The organism is Streptomyces sp. Ru73, assembly GCF_002920575.1.
In the GTDB taxonomy this organism is placed as follows: domain Bacteria; phylum Actinomycetota; class Actinomycetes; order Streptomycetales; family Streptomycetaceae; genus Streptomyces.
Genome location: NZ_PQSQ01000030.1, coordinates 43,703 through 58,058 on the forward strand (window position 1 = coordinate 43,703; position 14,356 = coordinate 58,058).

Below are 14,356 nucleotides of genomic sequence, written 5' to 3' on the forward strand. Positions count from 1 at the left end.
GATCCGGGCCTTCGTCATGTTCACGGCCTCTTGTCGCAGGGGGGGCCTCAGGGCCGGTGGCCGACCGCCTCCGCGTAGAAGGCGCGGTCCACGAGCCGGCTCTCCGGGACGGGCGCCCCCTTGGTGACGCCCGCGTCGCGGTACGCGCGCTGCAGACGGCCGGCCGTGCCCTTCCGGATCTCCCAGTCCATCCGCAGCGACGGCACCGCGGTGAGCGTGCCGGCGTCCACCTTCAGCAGCTTCGCCAGCTCAGCGACGAACGCCCGGTCGGCCTTGTAGTCGCCGCGGAAGTACGTGTTGACGGTACGGATGTACGCGCGGAGGAAGGCGACGCCGGCGTCCGGGTCCCGCTGCAGCAGGTTCGGGCCGTACAGCGCGCCGCCGAGGGGTTCGCCCTGCGGCTGCCCGCCGAGGAACGCGTACCGCTTGTCGCCGTCGACCGTTCGCCAGACCGGGTCCAGCAGCCAGGCGGCGTCCACGCCGCCGCCGGTCAGCGCGGTCAGCACGTCGGCGGAGCCGAGCTGCTGAAAGGTCACGGAGTCCAGCCGGGCGCCGTGCCGGGCGAAGGACCGGTCCATCGGATACATGATCACCGACCCCTTGCCGATCATCGTCCCGAGCGTGGCGCCCTTCAGCGACGCCGACCGGGCCGTCTCCCCGTGCCGGAGCCGGACCCACAGGCCGCTCTTCGACCGCGGGCCGGGGGAGAAGTTCCCGGCCACCCAGCGGATGTCGAAGCCGCCCGCGATGCCGTTGAGGACGGCGGCCTCCGGCGCCGCCCACAGCACGTCCATGTCACCCTTGGCCAGCAGCGGCAGCGCCTCCGGGGTGGGCAGCACCTTCAGGTGGACGTCCAGCCCCTCCTTCGCGAACTCACCCTTGGCGAGCGCCGTGCGGACGGGCGCGACGTACTCGGCGTTCAGCGTGCCCAGCGCGAGGGTGAGGGAACGCCGCTTCTTCAGGGGCCGGGCGGCCGGCGCGCCCTTCTCGCACCGGGCGGGCCCGCGGTCGGCCGCCAGGTCGGCGGGGTCGGTCCAGGCACGGGCGCCGCAGCCGGCGACCGGCGTGATGGTGCGGGGCTTGGTGGCGGTGGCGGACTGCTCCCCGGCGGTACAGCCCGCCGCGAGGACGAGCACGGCGGACAGGGCGGCGAGCGCTGTGGTGCGGCGACGCATGGGGCCTCCGTACGGCATGAGGGCTTGCGGCGTGTGGGCTTACGGCCTGGGTGCCTTCGGGCTCAGCTCTGGGCCCGGCCGCGGTCGCGCGGCGCCCAGGGGGTGAGGAACCGGCCGGCCAGCCGCACCAGTTCGGAGAAGAGCACGCCGAGTACGGCGACGCAGACGATGCCGACGAACATCACGTCGTTCTGGAACAGGGCGCGCGAGTCGAAGATCAGGTGGCCGAGCCCGTCGGCGGCGGCGATCTGCTCCGAGGCGACGATCACCAGGACCGCGACGCCGGCCGCGATCCGCGCGCCGACCAGCACGGCGGGCAGCGACGCCGGAAGCAGCACGTGCCGGAACATCTGCCAGGCGCCCGCGCCGAAGACCCGGCCGGCGTCGCGGTGCCCGGCCGGCACGGCGAGCACCGCCGCCATGGTGGAGATCCACACGAAGAAGAAGACGGTGGCCGCGACCAGCGCGACCTGCGGTCCCTCACCGAGCCCGAACATGTTCAGGAAGACCGGCAGCAGGGCGAGCTTCGGTACGACGTACAGCGCGTCCAGCAGCGGCTCCAGGGCGGCGCGTACCAGGGCGAGCGAGCCCATCAGCAGGCCCAGCGCATAGCCGGCCGCGGTGCCTGCGGCGTAGCCGGCGAGGACCCGCCGGAGGGTGGCCCAGACGTCCGGCCACAGCGCGCCGGCCAGCGCCCGGTCCCAGCCGTCGGCCAGGATCGTGGTGGGTGCCGGGTAGATCCGGGCGTCGATCCAGCCCCCGGCCGCGGCGAGCTGCCACAGCAGGACCAGGGCGGCCGGGACGGCGAGCGCGAGGGCGCCTTCCAGGGTGCGGCGCCTGCGGTGGGTGCGGCGCGGGTGCAGTTCCTGGGGGCCGGGGCGGCGGACGAGGACGGTCTCGCGCGGCGCCGGGCGGTCGGTGAGCGTCATGCGGGCACCGCCTCCGTACCGGCGCCGCCGTCGACCTCGCCGCGCAGCAGCTCCCACAGCTCGGTCTTGAGCGCGGTGAACTCCGGCGCCGCGCGCACCGCTCCGCTGCGGGGGCGGCCGAAGGGCGGGCGGCGCTCGGCGATGATGCGGCCGGGCCGCGCCGACATCACCAGGACCCGGTCGCCGAGGACGAGGGCTTCCTCGAGGCTGTGCGTGATGAAGAGGGTGGTGGTACGGGTGTGCTGGGTGAGGCCCAGCAGCTCGTCCTGGAGGATCGTGCGCAACTGGGCGTCCAGGGCGGCGAAGGGCTCGTCCATGAGCAGGATCTCGGGCTCCACGGCGAGCGCGCGGGCGATGGCCACGCGCTGGCGCATGCCGCCGGAGAGCGCCGCCGGATACGCGTCGGCGAACTCCGCGAGGCCCATCCGGGCCAGCCAGGAGCGGGCCCGTGCATCGGCCTCCTTGCGGGGCACGCGCTGGACGTCCAGGCCGAAGCGGACATTGGCCAGCACGGACTTCCAGTCGTAGATCCCGTAGTCCTGGAAGATCATCGCGGCCGGGTGGGCGCCCGTGGCGCGGATCTCCAGCTCGCCCGTGCCGGGCCGGAGCAGCCCGGCGGCGATCCGCAGCAGGGTGGACTTGCCGCAGCCCGAGGGGCCCACGAGGCAGACGAACTCGCCCGGCGCGACGTCGAGGTCGAGCGGGCCGAGCGCGGTGACCGCCTTCCGGCCGCGCCCGAAGGAGCGGCCGAGCGCCCTGGCACGCAGGGCGGGCGCGGCGGCGGGGGGATGCGGCCCGGGCGCTGCCGGGCGCGGGACGGCGGACGGTGTCGGCGGGTGCGGCTCTCCCACGGTGTGCTCCTCGCGGAGTCGGGCGGGCTGCCGCGGCGGTCCCGGGCAGCCGTGGGGGTGGCGCGCGCACGATATGACGAGCCGTCAGAAACAGGAAGGGGCGTGCGGGGGAACGGATCCGGCCGACATGCCGGAAAGCCCGCCGCGGAAGGCGGCGGGCTGTGAGGATCGGCGCTGCGGAAGGGGGTGCGGTGGTTCGCCGGTCAGGCGCTCGCGCAGTTCGGACAGATGCCGCGGTAGGTCACCGAGACCTCCGAGACGTCGAAGCCGAATCGTTCCGGCTCGGGCAGGGCCGCCATCGGGTCGCTCGCGATGTGCACGTCACGGATGGTGCCGCAGCGGGAGCAGACGAGGTGGTGGTGGTCGTGGTGGGCGTTGGGGTCGTACCGCTTCGCACGGCCGTCCGTGCTGACCTCCAGCACCTCGCCGAGCGAGACGAGCTCGCCGAGGGTGTTGTAGACGGTCGCGCGGGAGATCTCCGGCAGGCGCTCGGAAGCCCGCGCGTGCACCTCGTCGGCGGTGTAGTGGACGTGGTCCCCGTTCAGGACCTCGGCGACGACGCGGCGCTGTGCGGTCAGCCGCCAGCCGCGTCCCCGGAGTCGTTCGAGCAGGTCACTCATGCCAATCACCCATCAGTCAGATATCAGCCAGGGTACCAGCGGGTTCCAGTGCCGGACGAGGTACGGGTTTCACCTCCTTCTCAAAGTCACACCCTTCTTGACTTAGACATTGTCCAATGTAGGATCGGGTACGGCGCAAGCCAAGGACAGGTATTGATGAGGAGGCGCACGTGTCGGTAGAGAGCATTACCGGACCGCTGACCACCGAGTCCGGTGCTCCGGTCGCGGACAACCAGAACAGCGAGACGGCCGGCACCGGTGGCCCGGGTCTGATCCAGGACCAGCTGTTGATCGAGAAGCTCGCGCACTTCAACCGTGAGCGGATCCCGGAGCGCGTCGTGCACGCCCGCGGCGCCGGCGCGTACGGCACCTTCACCGTCACCGCGGATGTGACCAAGTACACCCGCGCGAAGTTCCTCTCCGAGGTCGGCAAGCAGACCGAGACGTTCCTGCGCTTCTCGACCGTCGCGGGCAACCTCGGCGCGGCCGACGCCGTGCGCGACCCCCGTGGCTTCGCGCTGAAGTTCTACACCGAGGAGGGCAACTACGACCTCGTCGGCAACAACACCCCGGTGTTCTTCATCAAGGACGCCATCAAGTTCCCGGACTTCATCCACACCCAGAAGCGCGACCCGTACACCGGCTCGCAGGAGGCGGACAACGTCTGGGACTTCTGGAGCCTGAGCCCCGAGTCCACCCACCAGGTGACCTGGCTGTTCGGCGACCGCGGTATCCCCGCCTCGTACCGCCACATGGACGGCTTCGGCTCGCACACCTTCCAGTGGAACAACGAGGCCGGCGAGGTCTTCTGGGTCAAGTACCACTTCAAGACCGACCAGGGCATCAAGAACCTCACGACGGAGGAGGCGGAGGTCCTCGCGGGCAAGGACCCCGACAGCCACCAGCGTGACCTGCGCGAGGCGATCGAGCGCGGCGACTTCCCGACCTGGACCGTCGGCGTGCAGATCATGCCCGCGGCGGAGGCCGCGAACTACCGCTTCAACCCGTTCGACCTGACCAAGGTGTGGCCGCACGCGGACTACCCGGTCATCGAGATCGGCAAGCTGGAGCTGAACCGCAACCCGCAGAACATCTTCGCCGAGGTCGAGCAGTCGATCTTCTCCCCGCACCACTTCGTGCCGGGCATCGGCCCCTCGCCCGACAAGATGCTGCAGGGCCGGCTCTTCGCGTACGGCGACGCGCACCGCTACCGCGTCGGCATCAACGCCGACCACCTGCCGGTGAACCGCCCGCACGCCGCCGAGGCGCGCAGCCACGGCCGGGACGGCGCGCTCTACGACGGCCGCCACGGCGGGCAGAAGAACTACGAGCCCAACAGCTTCGGCGGCCCGGCCGAGACCGGCCGTGCGCTGTGGCAGCCGCTGCCGGTCAGCGGCCAGACCGGTGAGCTGGCGGCGCCCTCGCACGCCGAGGACGACGACTTCGTGCAGGCGGGCAACCTCTACCGCCTGATGTCGGAGGACGAGAAGGAGCGCCTGATCAACAACCTGGCGGGCTTCATCTCGAAGGTGTCGCGCGAGGAGATCGCGCAGCGCGCCATCGAGAACTTCCGCAAGGCGGACGCGGACTACGGCAAGCGGCTGGAGGCCGCGGTCCAGGCCCTGCGCGGCTGACCGGACGCCGCCTGCGCGGCCCGCGTCGCGTCCGGGGCCCCTTCACCCCGGACACAGGAGGCCGGACACCCTCGGGTGTCCGGCCTCCTCGGCTTGTCAGGGGCTGACCGGCGGGCCGGCGCCGCGGCCGGCCCGCCGGTGTCAGACCGGTACGGCCGCCGCCGTCCGCTCCCGGACGGCCGCGCGGCAGCGCATGATGTCGCGTACGGACACCACGCCGACCGGCTCCCGGTCGTCCAGGACGATCAGGTGGCGGAAGCCGCCGCGCACCATGGCGGTGGCGGCCTCGTCCAGCGTCCATTCCGGCGCCGCGAAGACCACATCGGTCGTGGTGTGGCTCTGAGCGGTCTCGTGGTCGGGGTTCTCCCCGGCGCCGAGGGAATTGAGGATGTCGCGCTCGGTGAGGATGCCGAGCCCTCCGGCGTCGGTGTCGAGGACGACGGCGGCGCCGACGCGCCGCGCCGCCATCAGATGTGCCGCCTGCCGGAGTGTGTGTGCGGGCCCGATGGTGAGGACCACCGTGCTCATGGCGTCCCTGACGTACATGGGCATGGAGTGGAGCCACCTCCTTGGTGAACCCCCGGCGGAATTCCCGGCGCCGGAAGCGCCTGGAGAAAGATTTCACAAATGCACAAGCGGGGGGATTCTCATGTTCACATGCTCCGTGGCACGCGACAAGGGGCGCGTGAAGGCCGGTCGGCCGGTCACGCGCCCCAAGGCGCCGTTTGAGATCCCGCGGGAGTGATCGCGGACGGTGGCGGCGCTCAGCCCCGCAGGTGGCCCAGCAGGTCGTCGTGGAGCAGCCCGTTGGAGGCGGCGGCGTTGCCGCCGTGCGGGCCCGGGGTCCCGTCCAGCGACGTGAAACGTCCGCCGGCCTCCTGTACGACAACGGCGCATGCGGCCATGTCCCACAGCGACAGCTCCGGCTCCGCACAGATGTCCACCGAGCCCTCGGCGACCATCATGTAGGGCCAGAAGTCGCCGTACGCACGGGTGCGCCACACCTCGCGCGAGAGGTTCAGGAAGCCGCCCATCATGCCGAGCTCCTCCCAGCCGGTGAGCGAGGAGTAGGCGAACGAGGCGTCCTGGATGCGCGCCACGCTGGACACCTGGAGACGCTGGGCGGAGGTCAGGCTGCGGCCGGAGTAGGCGCCCAGCCCCTCGGCGGCCCACCAGCGGCGGTGCAGCGCGGGCGCCGAGACCACGCCCACGACCGGACGGTCGCCGCCCTCGCCGCGCTCCATCAGGGCGATCAGGGTGGCCCACACGGGCACCCCGCGCACGTAGTTCTTCGTGCCGTCGATCGGGTCGATGATCCAGCGGCGCGGACCCGCGCCCTCCGAGCCGAACTCCTCGCCGAGCACCGCGTCCCGCGGCCGGGCCCGCGCGAGCTGGCCGCGGATCAGCTCCTCGGCCGCCTTGTCGGCCTCGCTCACCGGCGTCATGTCCGGTTTGGTCTCCACCTTCAGGTCGAGCGCCTTGAACCGTTCCATGGTCGCGGCGTCCGCGGCGTCCGCGAGGACGTGGGCGAGACGGAGATCATCGTGGTAGTCGGCCATGTGCGCACACTATCTTTCTCGGCGCCTGAGCACGGAAAACCCCGCGGCGGCCGGCGGACGTGGCGCCCTCCTGAGTACCCTTCCGCACCCGCCCGCAGACCTTCCGTCCGGAGCCTTGACACCACCTGGCGGGGCGTCAATTCTGTGCGCACACAAGGCCATATGGGCACTACGGCCTGGGAGGCGACGATGCCCGCAGCGCGTGATTCCTTACTGGACGCCGCCTACGCGGCGCTCGAAGTGCGGCCCTGGGCAGGCGTCCGGATGGTGGATGTCGCCGCCGCTGCCGGAGTCTCCCGGCAGACGCTCTACAACGAGTTCGGCAGCAAGCAGGGGCTCGCGCGCGCCCTCGTGCGCCGGGAGACCGAGGGCTACCTGGCGGGCGTGGAGCGCATCCTGTCCCGGCCCGCCGGGGGAGTGCCGGCCGAGGACGGGGAGGCCGCGGCCGGTGCGGGCGGCCCGGCCGCCGTGCCCGAGGAGGCGCCGGCCCGGCTGGCGGCCGCGGCCGACTGGACACTGCGTACCGCTAAGGCCAACCCCCTGGTACGGGCCGTGCTGACCGGCTGCTGGAACGAGCGGCTGCCCTCGCCCGCCGACCAGTCGCTCCCGCCGCCGGTGCCGGGGCCCCGTACCGGCTTCCCCATGGCGCCGCCGCCGGTGGAGGCGCCGCTGCCCGGACCGAGCGAGCTGGTCGGCCGGTTCAGCGACCGGGCGGTGGCCGCGCTGGAGGCGGACTGGCCCAAGGAGGAGCTGACCGAGCTGGGCAGCGCGTGCACGGCGGCGGTCCGCCTCACACTCTCCTGCGTGGTCGCGCCCGCCGATCCCGAGGAGGTCGGGCGGCTGGTGCGCGGCGCGTTCGCGGGGCTGCCGCGGCATCCGGCCGGGCGCTGACCGCGGCCCGGCCGGTCAGTGCGCGGAGCCGGAGAACTGCAGCCCGATGGCGCCCGCGATCACCAGCGTGATCGAGACGATCTTCAGGGTCGACACCACGTCCCCGAGGAAGACCATGCCGTAGATCGCGGTGCCGGCCGCGCCCAGACCGGTCCACACCGCGTACGCCGGGCCCACGTCCAGCTTCTTCAGCGACAGCGTCAGCAGTCCGAAGCTGCCGAGTGCGAAGGCGCAGAAGGCGATCGTGGGCCACAGCCGGGTGAACCCGTGCGAGAGCTTCAGGCACACCGCGAAGCCCGTCTCCAACAGTCCCGCCACCACGACGAGCAGCCACGCCATCAGTTTGCCTCCGTGAGTCCGGCGACCGCTTCGCCCGTACTGAGAGCCCGTGCCTGATGTGATTATGCAGTTACCAGCGGCTCGCGGCAGGCACCTTTTCCCCGCCGGGCGCGGTGATGTGGCGGGCCGTCAGTCGCCCTCGCGCCGCTCCCGGGTGGCCAGCAGGCGCCGCAGCGAGTACAGCCGGGCCGGATCGGCGTGCCCTTCGGCGACCCATTGGTCCAGCGCACAGTCCGGCTCGTCGTGGCTGCAGGCGCGCGGGCAGTCGGCCGTGCCCGGCTCCAGGTCGGGGAAGGCGTGGATCACCCGCGAGGGGTCGATGTGGTGCAGCCCGAAGGAGCGCACGCCGGGCGTGTCGATCACCCAGCCGCCCGCCTCGTGCGGCAGCGGCAGGGCCAGCGCCGAGGTGGTGGTGTGCCGGCCGCGCCCGGTGACCGCGTTCACGTGCCCCGTGGCCCGCTTCCGCTCCGGTACCAGCGCGTTGACCAGCGTCGTCTTGCCCACGCCCGAGTGCCCCACGAAGGCCGTCATCCGGCCCGCCAGACGTTCGCGCACCCGGTCGGCGGCCGTGCCGTCGGCCAGCTCGTCGCGGTTGGTGACGACGTACGGGACGCCGAGCGTGCCGTAGGACTCCAGCAGGGTGTCCGGCGGCGCCAGGTCGGACTTGGTGAGCACGAGCAGCGGCTCCAGGCCCGCGTCGTACGCGGCGACCAGGCACCGGTCGATCAGCCGGGGCCGCGGCTCGGGGTCGGCGAGGGCCGTGACGATCGCCAGCTGGTCGGCGTTGGCGACCACCACCCGCTCGAACGGGTCGTCGTCGTCCGCCGTGCGCCGCAGCACGGACGTGCGCGGCTGGACCCGGACGATGCGGGCGAGGGTGTCCTTGGCGCCGGAGAGGTCGCCGACGACCATGACCCGGTCGCCGACCACCACGCCCTTGCGGCCCAGCTCGCGCGCCTTCATCGCGGTGACCGTGCGGTCCTCGATCAGGCAGGTGATGCGGCCCCGGTCCACGGTGAGGACCAGGCCCTCGCTGGCGTCCTCGTGCTTGGGCCGGATGTTCGTACGCGGACGGTTGCCCTTGCGGTTGGGGCGGACCCGGACGTCGTCCTCGTCGGTGTGCTTGCCGTAGCGGCGCATGGCGTGGACTCTCAGGCTCTCCGGGCGGTGGCCGCCGCGGGACTGAGCATGTCCGTCCACATCTCGGGGAAGTCCGGCAGGGTCTTGGCCGTGGTGGCGACGTTCTCCACCTCGACGCCGTCGACGGCCAGCCCGATGATCGCGCCCGCGGTGGCCATGCGGTGGTCGTCGTAGGTGTGGAACACGCCGCCGTGCAGCGGGCGCGGCCGGATGCGCAGCCCGTCGGCGGTCTCGGTGACGTCGCCGCCCAGGCCGTTGATCTCCTTGGTGAGCGCCGCGAGCCGGTCGGTCTCGTGCAGCCGCAGGTGCGCGACGCCGCGCAGTACGGACTCGGAGTCCGCGAGGGCCGCGACGGCCGCGATGCCCGGGGTCAGCTCGCCGACCTCGCCCAGGTCGATGTCGATGCCGTGGATCCGGCCGCTGCCGGTGAAGGTGAGGCCCTGCTCGGTCAGCTCGCAGGAACCGCCCATTTCGGTGAAGATCTCGCGCAGCGCGTCGCCCGGCTGAGTGGTGTGCTCGGGCCAGTCGGGGATGGTGACCCGGCCGCCGGTGACCAGCGCGGCCGCCAGGAACGGCTGGGCGTTGGACAGGTCGGGCTCGACGACCAGGTCGCGGCCGAGCAGCGCGCCCGGGGTGACCCGCCAGACGTTCGGCTCCCCGCCGGACTCCGGGGTGTCCACCTGCGCGCCGGCGGTCCGCAGCATGTCCACGGTCATCCGGATGTGCGGCATGGACGGCAGCGTCTCGCCGACGTGCCGCACCTCCACGCCCTGGTTGAAGCGCGGCGCCGACAGCAGCAGCGCGCTGACGAACTGCGAGGAGGAGGACGCGTCGATCTCGACCCGGCCGCCGTCCAGCCCGCCGCTGCCGTGCACGGTCATCGGGAGGGCGCCGCGGTTGTCGTCGTCGATGCGTGCGCCGAGGGCGCGCAGGCCGTCGATCACGCCGCCCAGCGGACGCTCGTACGACCGGGGGTCGCCGTCGAAGCGGATCGGGCCGTCGGCCAGCGTCGCGACCGGCGGCAGGAAGCGCATGACCGTGCCGGCGTTGCCCACGTCCACGGTGGCCGGGCCGCGCAGCCCGGCGGGGATCACGCGCCACGCCTCACCGCCGCCCGGCTCCCCGGCCGGGTCGGAGCTGGAGGAGATGGTCTCCTCGATGCCCACGCCCATGGTGCGCAGCGCCTGCGCCATCAGGAGGGTGTCGCGGGAGCGCAGCGGGCGGCGCAGCCAGCCGGGTTCGGAGGAGAGGGCGGCCAGGACCAGGCCACGGTTGGTGACCGACTTGGACCCGGGCACGGTGACGGTCGCGTCGACCGCCCCGGGCGCGGTGGGGGCTGGCCAGAGGGCGGAGTGTGCGGGGCTCTCGGTCATGCAGCTCACTTTAATGGCTCACCAGAGGTGCGGATCTTGATCAAATGGGTCGCAACCTGTACGAAACATGGCACTGGTAAAGCAACAGTGCGCGGACCGCCCGGCCGCACCCCGCGGGTTCGGCTCACAGGTTGAGCAGCCAGCGGCCGCCGCCGATGAGTGAGCAGAGCGTCACCACGTGGAAGAGGCCCAGCCAGACGGCGGCCGGCACGTTCGTCAGCCGCGCCAGCTGGTCCGGGTCGGAGTCCACCTGTCCTCCGGAGCGCCGCCGCTTGCTCTGGATCTCGAACGGCGGCCGCACCCCGCCCAGCAGCAGGAACCACACCACCGCGTACGCGAACGCCGCCTGCACCTCCGCCGTGGTCAGCCAGGAGACCAGGAAGAAGGCCGCACCGGCCAGCACCACCGTCAGCACGCCGTACGCGTTCCGGGTCATCACCAGCATCGCCAGCAGCAGGGCCGTCGCGCCCCACAGCAGCGCCGTGATGTGCCCGGCGGCGAGCAGCGCGGCCCCGGCCAGGCCGAGCAACGAGGGGGCGATGTAGCCCGCCGCCGCGGTCAGGATCATGCCGAGGCCGTGCGGCTTGCCGCGGCTGACGGTCAGCCCCGAGGTGTCGGAGTGCAGACGGATGCCGTCCAGCTTCCGGCCGGTCAGCAGGGCCACGAGGCCGTGCCCGCCCTCGTGCGCGATGGTGATGGCGTTACGGGCCATCCGCCAGGCGCCGTAGGGGACCACCACCGCCAGGGCGACGAGGCCGGTGACCACGACCAGCCACAGGGACGGATCGGGCTGGGTGGCGAAAACCCGGTCCCATACGTCGGTGATGTGATCCGTGTCCATCTCTCCCCTAGGTGTGGCGTGGCACTGTGGCATACATGTGCGGACGGTATGCGGCGAGCAGGCGGCCCGAGGATCTGGTGGGGATCTTCGAGGTCGAGAAGTGGGAGCCCGAGGAGACCCTCGCTCCCGACTGGAATGTCGCCCCCACCAAGAACGTCTACGCGGTGCTCGAACGCCCCGTCAAAGACGCGGATGACCGGCGTCCGGTTCGCCAGCTGCGGCCACTGAAGTGGGGCCTGGTGCCGTCGTGGGCAAAATCACCCGACGTCGGCGTGAAGATGATCAACGCCAGGGCGGAGACGGTCCACGAGAAGCCGTCCTTCCGCAAGCCCTTCGCGGCCCGCCGCTGCCTGCTGCCCGGCGACGGCTACTTCGAGTGGGTGACCGGCGCGGGGGAGCGGCAGCTGGAGGAGCAGGGACGCAAGAAGCGGCCCCGCAAGCAGCCGTACTTCGTCACCCCGGCCGACGGCTCCGTGATGGCGATGGCCGGGCTGTACGAGTTCTGGCGCGACCCGACGCTGCCCCCGGACCACCCGCAGGCCTGGTGGGCGACCTGCTCCGTGGTCACCACCGCCGCCGAGACCACGCCGCTGGCCGGCGCGTCCGGCGGCCCCGGCCCGCAGTCGCTCGCCGACATCCACCCCCGGATGCCGCTGGTCCTGCCGCCGGACCGCTGGGACGCCTGGCTGAACCCGGCCACCACGGACGTCGAGGAGCTGCGCGAGCTGCTCGCGCCGCCGCCCGCCGGGATGATGCGTGCCTACCCGGTCTCCACCGAGGTCAGCAACGTCCGCAACAACAGCCCCGAGCTCGTGAAGGAGCTGCCCGCGCCGGAGGAGGAAACGCTCTTCTGACCGGCCGCCGGCCCGTCCAGCGGGCCGGCCGGGGCAGGATGGCCCCATGAGTGAGAGCGAGACGGTCGGCACACCGGCGGGCGACGCCCGGATCACCTGGCACGAGGCGCAGGGCACGGCCCGCTCCGTGCTCGCCGTGAGCCACGGGGCCGGCGGCGGCATCGAGGCACGGGACCTGGCGGCGCTGGCCGCGTCGCTCCCGGAGCGCGGCGTCACCGTGGCCCTCGTGGAGCAGCCCTGGCGGGTGGCGGGCAAGAAGCTGGCGCCCGCGCCGAAGACCCTGGACACGGCCTGGACGGCCCTGTGGCCCGCGCTGCGGAAGCCCGGCCTGCCGGTGGTCGCGGGCGGGCGCAGTGCCGGGGCGCGGGTGGCCTGCCGTACGGCGCGGGAGCTGGGCGCGCACGCCGTCCTCGCCCTCAGCTTCCCGTTGCACCCGCCGGGCAGGCCCGAGAAGTCCCGAGCCGAGGAGCTGACGGGTGCCGGCGTGCCCACGCTGGTGATCCAGGGCGGCCGTGACCCCTTCGGACGCCCCGAGGAGTTCCCGGGCGGCACGGAGATCGTCGAGGTGCCGCACGCCGATCACGGCTTCGCGGTGCCGAAGAAGGCGCCCATCGGCCAGGACGAGGCCCTCATGCTGATCGTGGAGGCCGCCGCCGAGTGGCTGGTCGGGCTGCCGGACTGATCCCGCGCGACCCCGTTCCGGGTGCGGGAATGCCCGGCGGTCCTCCTCTGTTGTGCGTGGCGTAGGCAGCCACGTATTGGCACGCACGAGGAATGGGAGTCCACCGCATGGGGATCGCATGCCCGGCCCGACCGCAGGGTCCGACCTGGACGGTGCCGCAGGCACAGGTCCAGCCGGGACGCCACGTCACGGCCGGAGCGGCGGTGGTACCGGATCGTCGTCTATTCTCCGATTCGAGCGGGTCCGCATCCGGATCCGGCACGGTGTTGGAGGAGGTGGGTCCGGTCACCGGTACCGACGCAGGGACCGACGGCACGGCACAAGCACGCAACGAGGACCAGGCGGAGGCTGCCCGCACGCGGACGACGGGCGAGTCGGAGGCCGAGCGCAATGCGCGCTTCGAGCGCGACGCGCTGACCTTCCTGGACCAGATGTACTCCGCAGCCCTGCGCATGACGCGCAATCCGGCGGACGCGGAAGACCTGGTGCAGGAGACGTATGCCAAGGCGTACGCGTCCTTCCACCAGTTCCGTGAGGGCACCAACCTCAAGGCCTGGCTGTACCGCATCCTGACCAATACCTTCATCAACTCCTACCGCAAGAAGCAGCGGGAGCCGCAGCGCAGCGCGGCCGAGGAGATCGAGGACTGGCAGCTGGCGCGCGCCGAGTCGCACATGTCCACCGGTCTGCGCTCAGCGGAGTCGCAGGCGCTGGACCACCTGCCGGACTCGGACGTGAAGGAGGCCCTGCAGGCGATTCCCGAGGAATTCCGTATAGCGGTCTATCTCGCGGACGTAGAGGGCTTTGCGTACAAGGAGATCGCCGACATCATGGGAACCCCCATCGGCACGGTGATGTCCCGCCTGCACCGTGGCCGCCGGCAGCTGCGCGGCATGCTGGAGGACTACGCCCGGGACCGCGGGCTGGTCCCGGCCGGAGCGGGTGCTGCGGCTACGTCGGCGAAGCAGCCGCACGATCGGAAAGGCTCGGCATCATGAGCTGCGGAGACCCGCACGAGACGGACTGCTCCGAGGTCCTTGACCACCTGTACGAGTATCTCGACCGCGAGATGCCGGACGGGGAGTGCACCAAGTTCGAGGAGCACTTCGACGAGTGCTCGCCCTGCCTGGAGAAGTACGGCCTGGAGCAGGCCGTGAAGAAGCTCGTGAAGCGCTGCTGCGGCCACGACGACGTCCCCGCCGACCTGCGGTCGAAGGTCATGGGGCGGATCGAGCTCATCCGGGCCGGCGAGACCGTGCCCGAGAAGAGCGTGCTGGAGCAGGCCCAGCAGGAGTCCGGCGCAGCGGAGGGGCCGGGCCATCAGCCCGGTCCGACCGACGCCGATGCACCCACCGAGGCCGCACGCGCCGAATAGCGCGCCGGATCACTCCATCGGGTGAGGGCGGGCGCGCGAGCCCCGCCCAATCCGCCGATGCGCCCGCACGCGCCGCCGACGCCTTCTAAGCTC

The 14,356-nt window shown here is 72.4% G+C and carries 16 protein-coding genes; 6 read left to right on the plus strand and 10 right to left on the minus strand.

Going from position 1 to position 14,356, the window contains the following annotated elements; all coding sequences use genetic code 11:
- Positions 1-47: 47 nt before the first annotated feature.
- The 4 genes from C3486_RS15800 to C3486_RS15815 form a co-directional block, all read right to left on the minus strand.
- The gene (locus tag C3486_RS15800; RefSeq protein WP_103833341.1) at positions 48-1,175 is read right to left on the minus strand and encodes an ABC transporter substrate-binding protein; all 1,128 of its coding nucleotides are present in this window, start codon (positions 1,173-1,175) and stop codon (positions 48-50) included.
- A 62-nt stretch (positions 1,176-1,237) separates the two neighbouring features.
- Complete coding sequence (locus C3486_RS15805; RefSeq protein ID WP_103833342.1) at positions 1,238-2,104, minus strand: ABC transporter permease; 867 nt, start codon at positions 2,102-2,104, stop codon at positions 1,238-1,240.
- The gene (locus C3486_RS15810) at positions 2,101-2,871 is read right to left on the minus strand and encodes an ABC transporter ATP-binding protein (RefSeq protein ID WP_103833370.1); all 771 of its coding nucleotides are present in this window, start codon (positions 2,869-2,871) and stop codon (positions 2,101-2,103) included. Before C3486_RS15810 ends, C3486_RS15805 begins: the two co-directional genes overlap by 4 nt.
- 287 nt (positions 2,872-3,158) lie before the next feature.
- Positions 3,159-3,575 (minus strand): Fur family transcriptional regulator, encoded by a 417-nt coding sequence (locus C3486_RS15815; RefSeq protein WP_103833343.1) that lies wholly within the window; start codon positions 3,573-3,575, stop codon positions 3,159-3,161.
- Positions 3,576-3,745: 170 nt separating this feature from the next.
- Here C3486_RS15815 and C3486_RS15820 point away from each other — a divergent pair, with 170 nt between their 5' ends.
- Entirely contained in the window at positions 3,746-5,209 is a 1,464-nt protein-coding gene (locus C3486_RS15820) for a catalase (protein WP_103833344.1), read from the plus strand.
- A 141-nt stretch (positions 5,210-5,350) separates the two neighbouring features.
- Here the strand turns inward: C3486_RS15820 and C3486_RS15825 are convergent, their stop codons facing one another.
- Entirely contained in the window at positions 5,351-5,755 is a 405-nt protein-coding gene (locus C3486_RS15825) for a cyclic nucleotide-binding/CBS domain-containing protein (RefSeq protein WP_103833371.1), read from the minus strand.
- A gap of 218 nt (positions 5,756-5,973) precedes the next feature.
- A complete protein-coding gene (gene hisN / locus C3486_RS15830; protein WP_103833345.1) occupies positions 5,974-6,768 on the minus strand; it encodes a histidinol-phosphatase in 795 nt (264 codons plus the stop codon).
- A gap of 189 nt (positions 6,769-6,957) precedes the next feature.
- Between hisN and C3486_RS15835 the strand changes: the two genes are divergently transcribed.
- Positions 6,958-7,659 (plus strand): TetR/AcrR family transcriptional regulator, encoded by a 702-nt coding sequence (locus C3486_RS15835; protein WP_103833346.1) that lies wholly within the window; start codon positions 6,958-6,960, stop codon positions 7,657-7,659.
- A 15-nt stretch (positions 7,660-7,674) separates the two neighbouring features.
- Here C3486_RS15835 and C3486_RS15840 read toward each other — a convergent pair whose 3' ends face one another.
- The 4 genes from C3486_RS15840 to C3486_RS15855 all read right to left on the minus strand — a co-directional run bounded on the left by C3486_RS15840 (position 7,675) and on the right by C3486_RS15855 (position 11,352).
- Entirely contained in the window at positions 7,675-7,998 is a 324-nt protein-coding gene (locus C3486_RS15840) for a multidrug efflux SMR transporter (protein WP_103833347.1), read from the minus strand.
- A gap of 129 nt (positions 7,999-8,127) precedes the next feature.
- Positions 8,128-9,138 (minus strand): ribosome small subunit-dependent GTPase A, encoded by a 1,011-nt coding sequence (gene rsgA, locus C3486_RS15845; protein WP_103833348.1) that lies wholly within the window; start codon positions 9,136-9,138, stop codon positions 8,128-8,130.
- A gap of 11 nt (positions 9,139-9,149) precedes the next feature.
- On the minus strand, positions 9,150-10,511 hold the full coding sequence (gene aroA / locus C3486_RS15850; protein WP_103833349.1) for a 3-phosphoshikimate 1-carboxyvinyltransferase: 1,362 nt from the start codon (positions 10,509-10,511) through the stop codon (positions 9,150-9,152).
- Between the two features lie 124 nt (positions 10,512-10,635).
- On the minus strand, positions 10,636-11,352 hold the full coding sequence (locus C3486_RS15855; protein ID WP_103833350.1) for a M50 family metallopeptidase: 717 nt from the start codon (positions 11,350-11,352) through the stop codon (positions 10,636-10,638).
- 35 nt (positions 11,353-11,387) lie between these two features.
- Here C3486_RS15855 and C3486_RS15860 point away from each other — a divergent pair, with 35 nt between their 5' ends.
- The 4 genes from C3486_RS15860 (at position 11,388) to rsrA (ending at position 14,263) form a co-directional block, all read left to right on the plus strand.
- Entirely contained in the window at positions 11,388-12,206 is an 819-nt protein-coding gene (locus C3486_RS15860) for an SOS response-associated peptidase (protein WP_103833351.1), read from the plus strand.
- A gap of 46 nt (positions 12,207-12,252) precedes the next feature.
- Positions 12,253-12,888 (plus strand): alpha/beta family hydrolase, encoded by a 636-nt coding sequence (locus C3486_RS15865; protein ID WP_103833352.1) that lies wholly within the window; start codon positions 12,253-12,255, stop codon positions 12,886-12,888.
- A 275-nt stretch (positions 12,889-13,163) separates the two neighbouring features.
- The gene (locus tag C3486_RS15870; protein WP_219822228.1) at positions 13,164-13,886 is read left to right on the plus strand and encodes a sigma-70 family RNA polymerase sigma factor; all 723 of its coding nucleotides are present in this window, start codon (positions 13,164-13,166) and stop codon (positions 13,884-13,886) included.
- Positions 13,883-14,263, plus strand: a complete 381-nt coding sequence (gene rsrA / locus C3486_RS15875) for a mycothiol system anti-sigma-R factor (protein WP_103833354.1) — start codon at positions 13,883-13,885, stop codon at positions 14,261-14,263. Before C3486_RS15870 ends, rsrA begins: the two co-directional genes overlap by 4 nt.
- Positions 14,264-14,356: the final 93 nt, after the last annotated feature.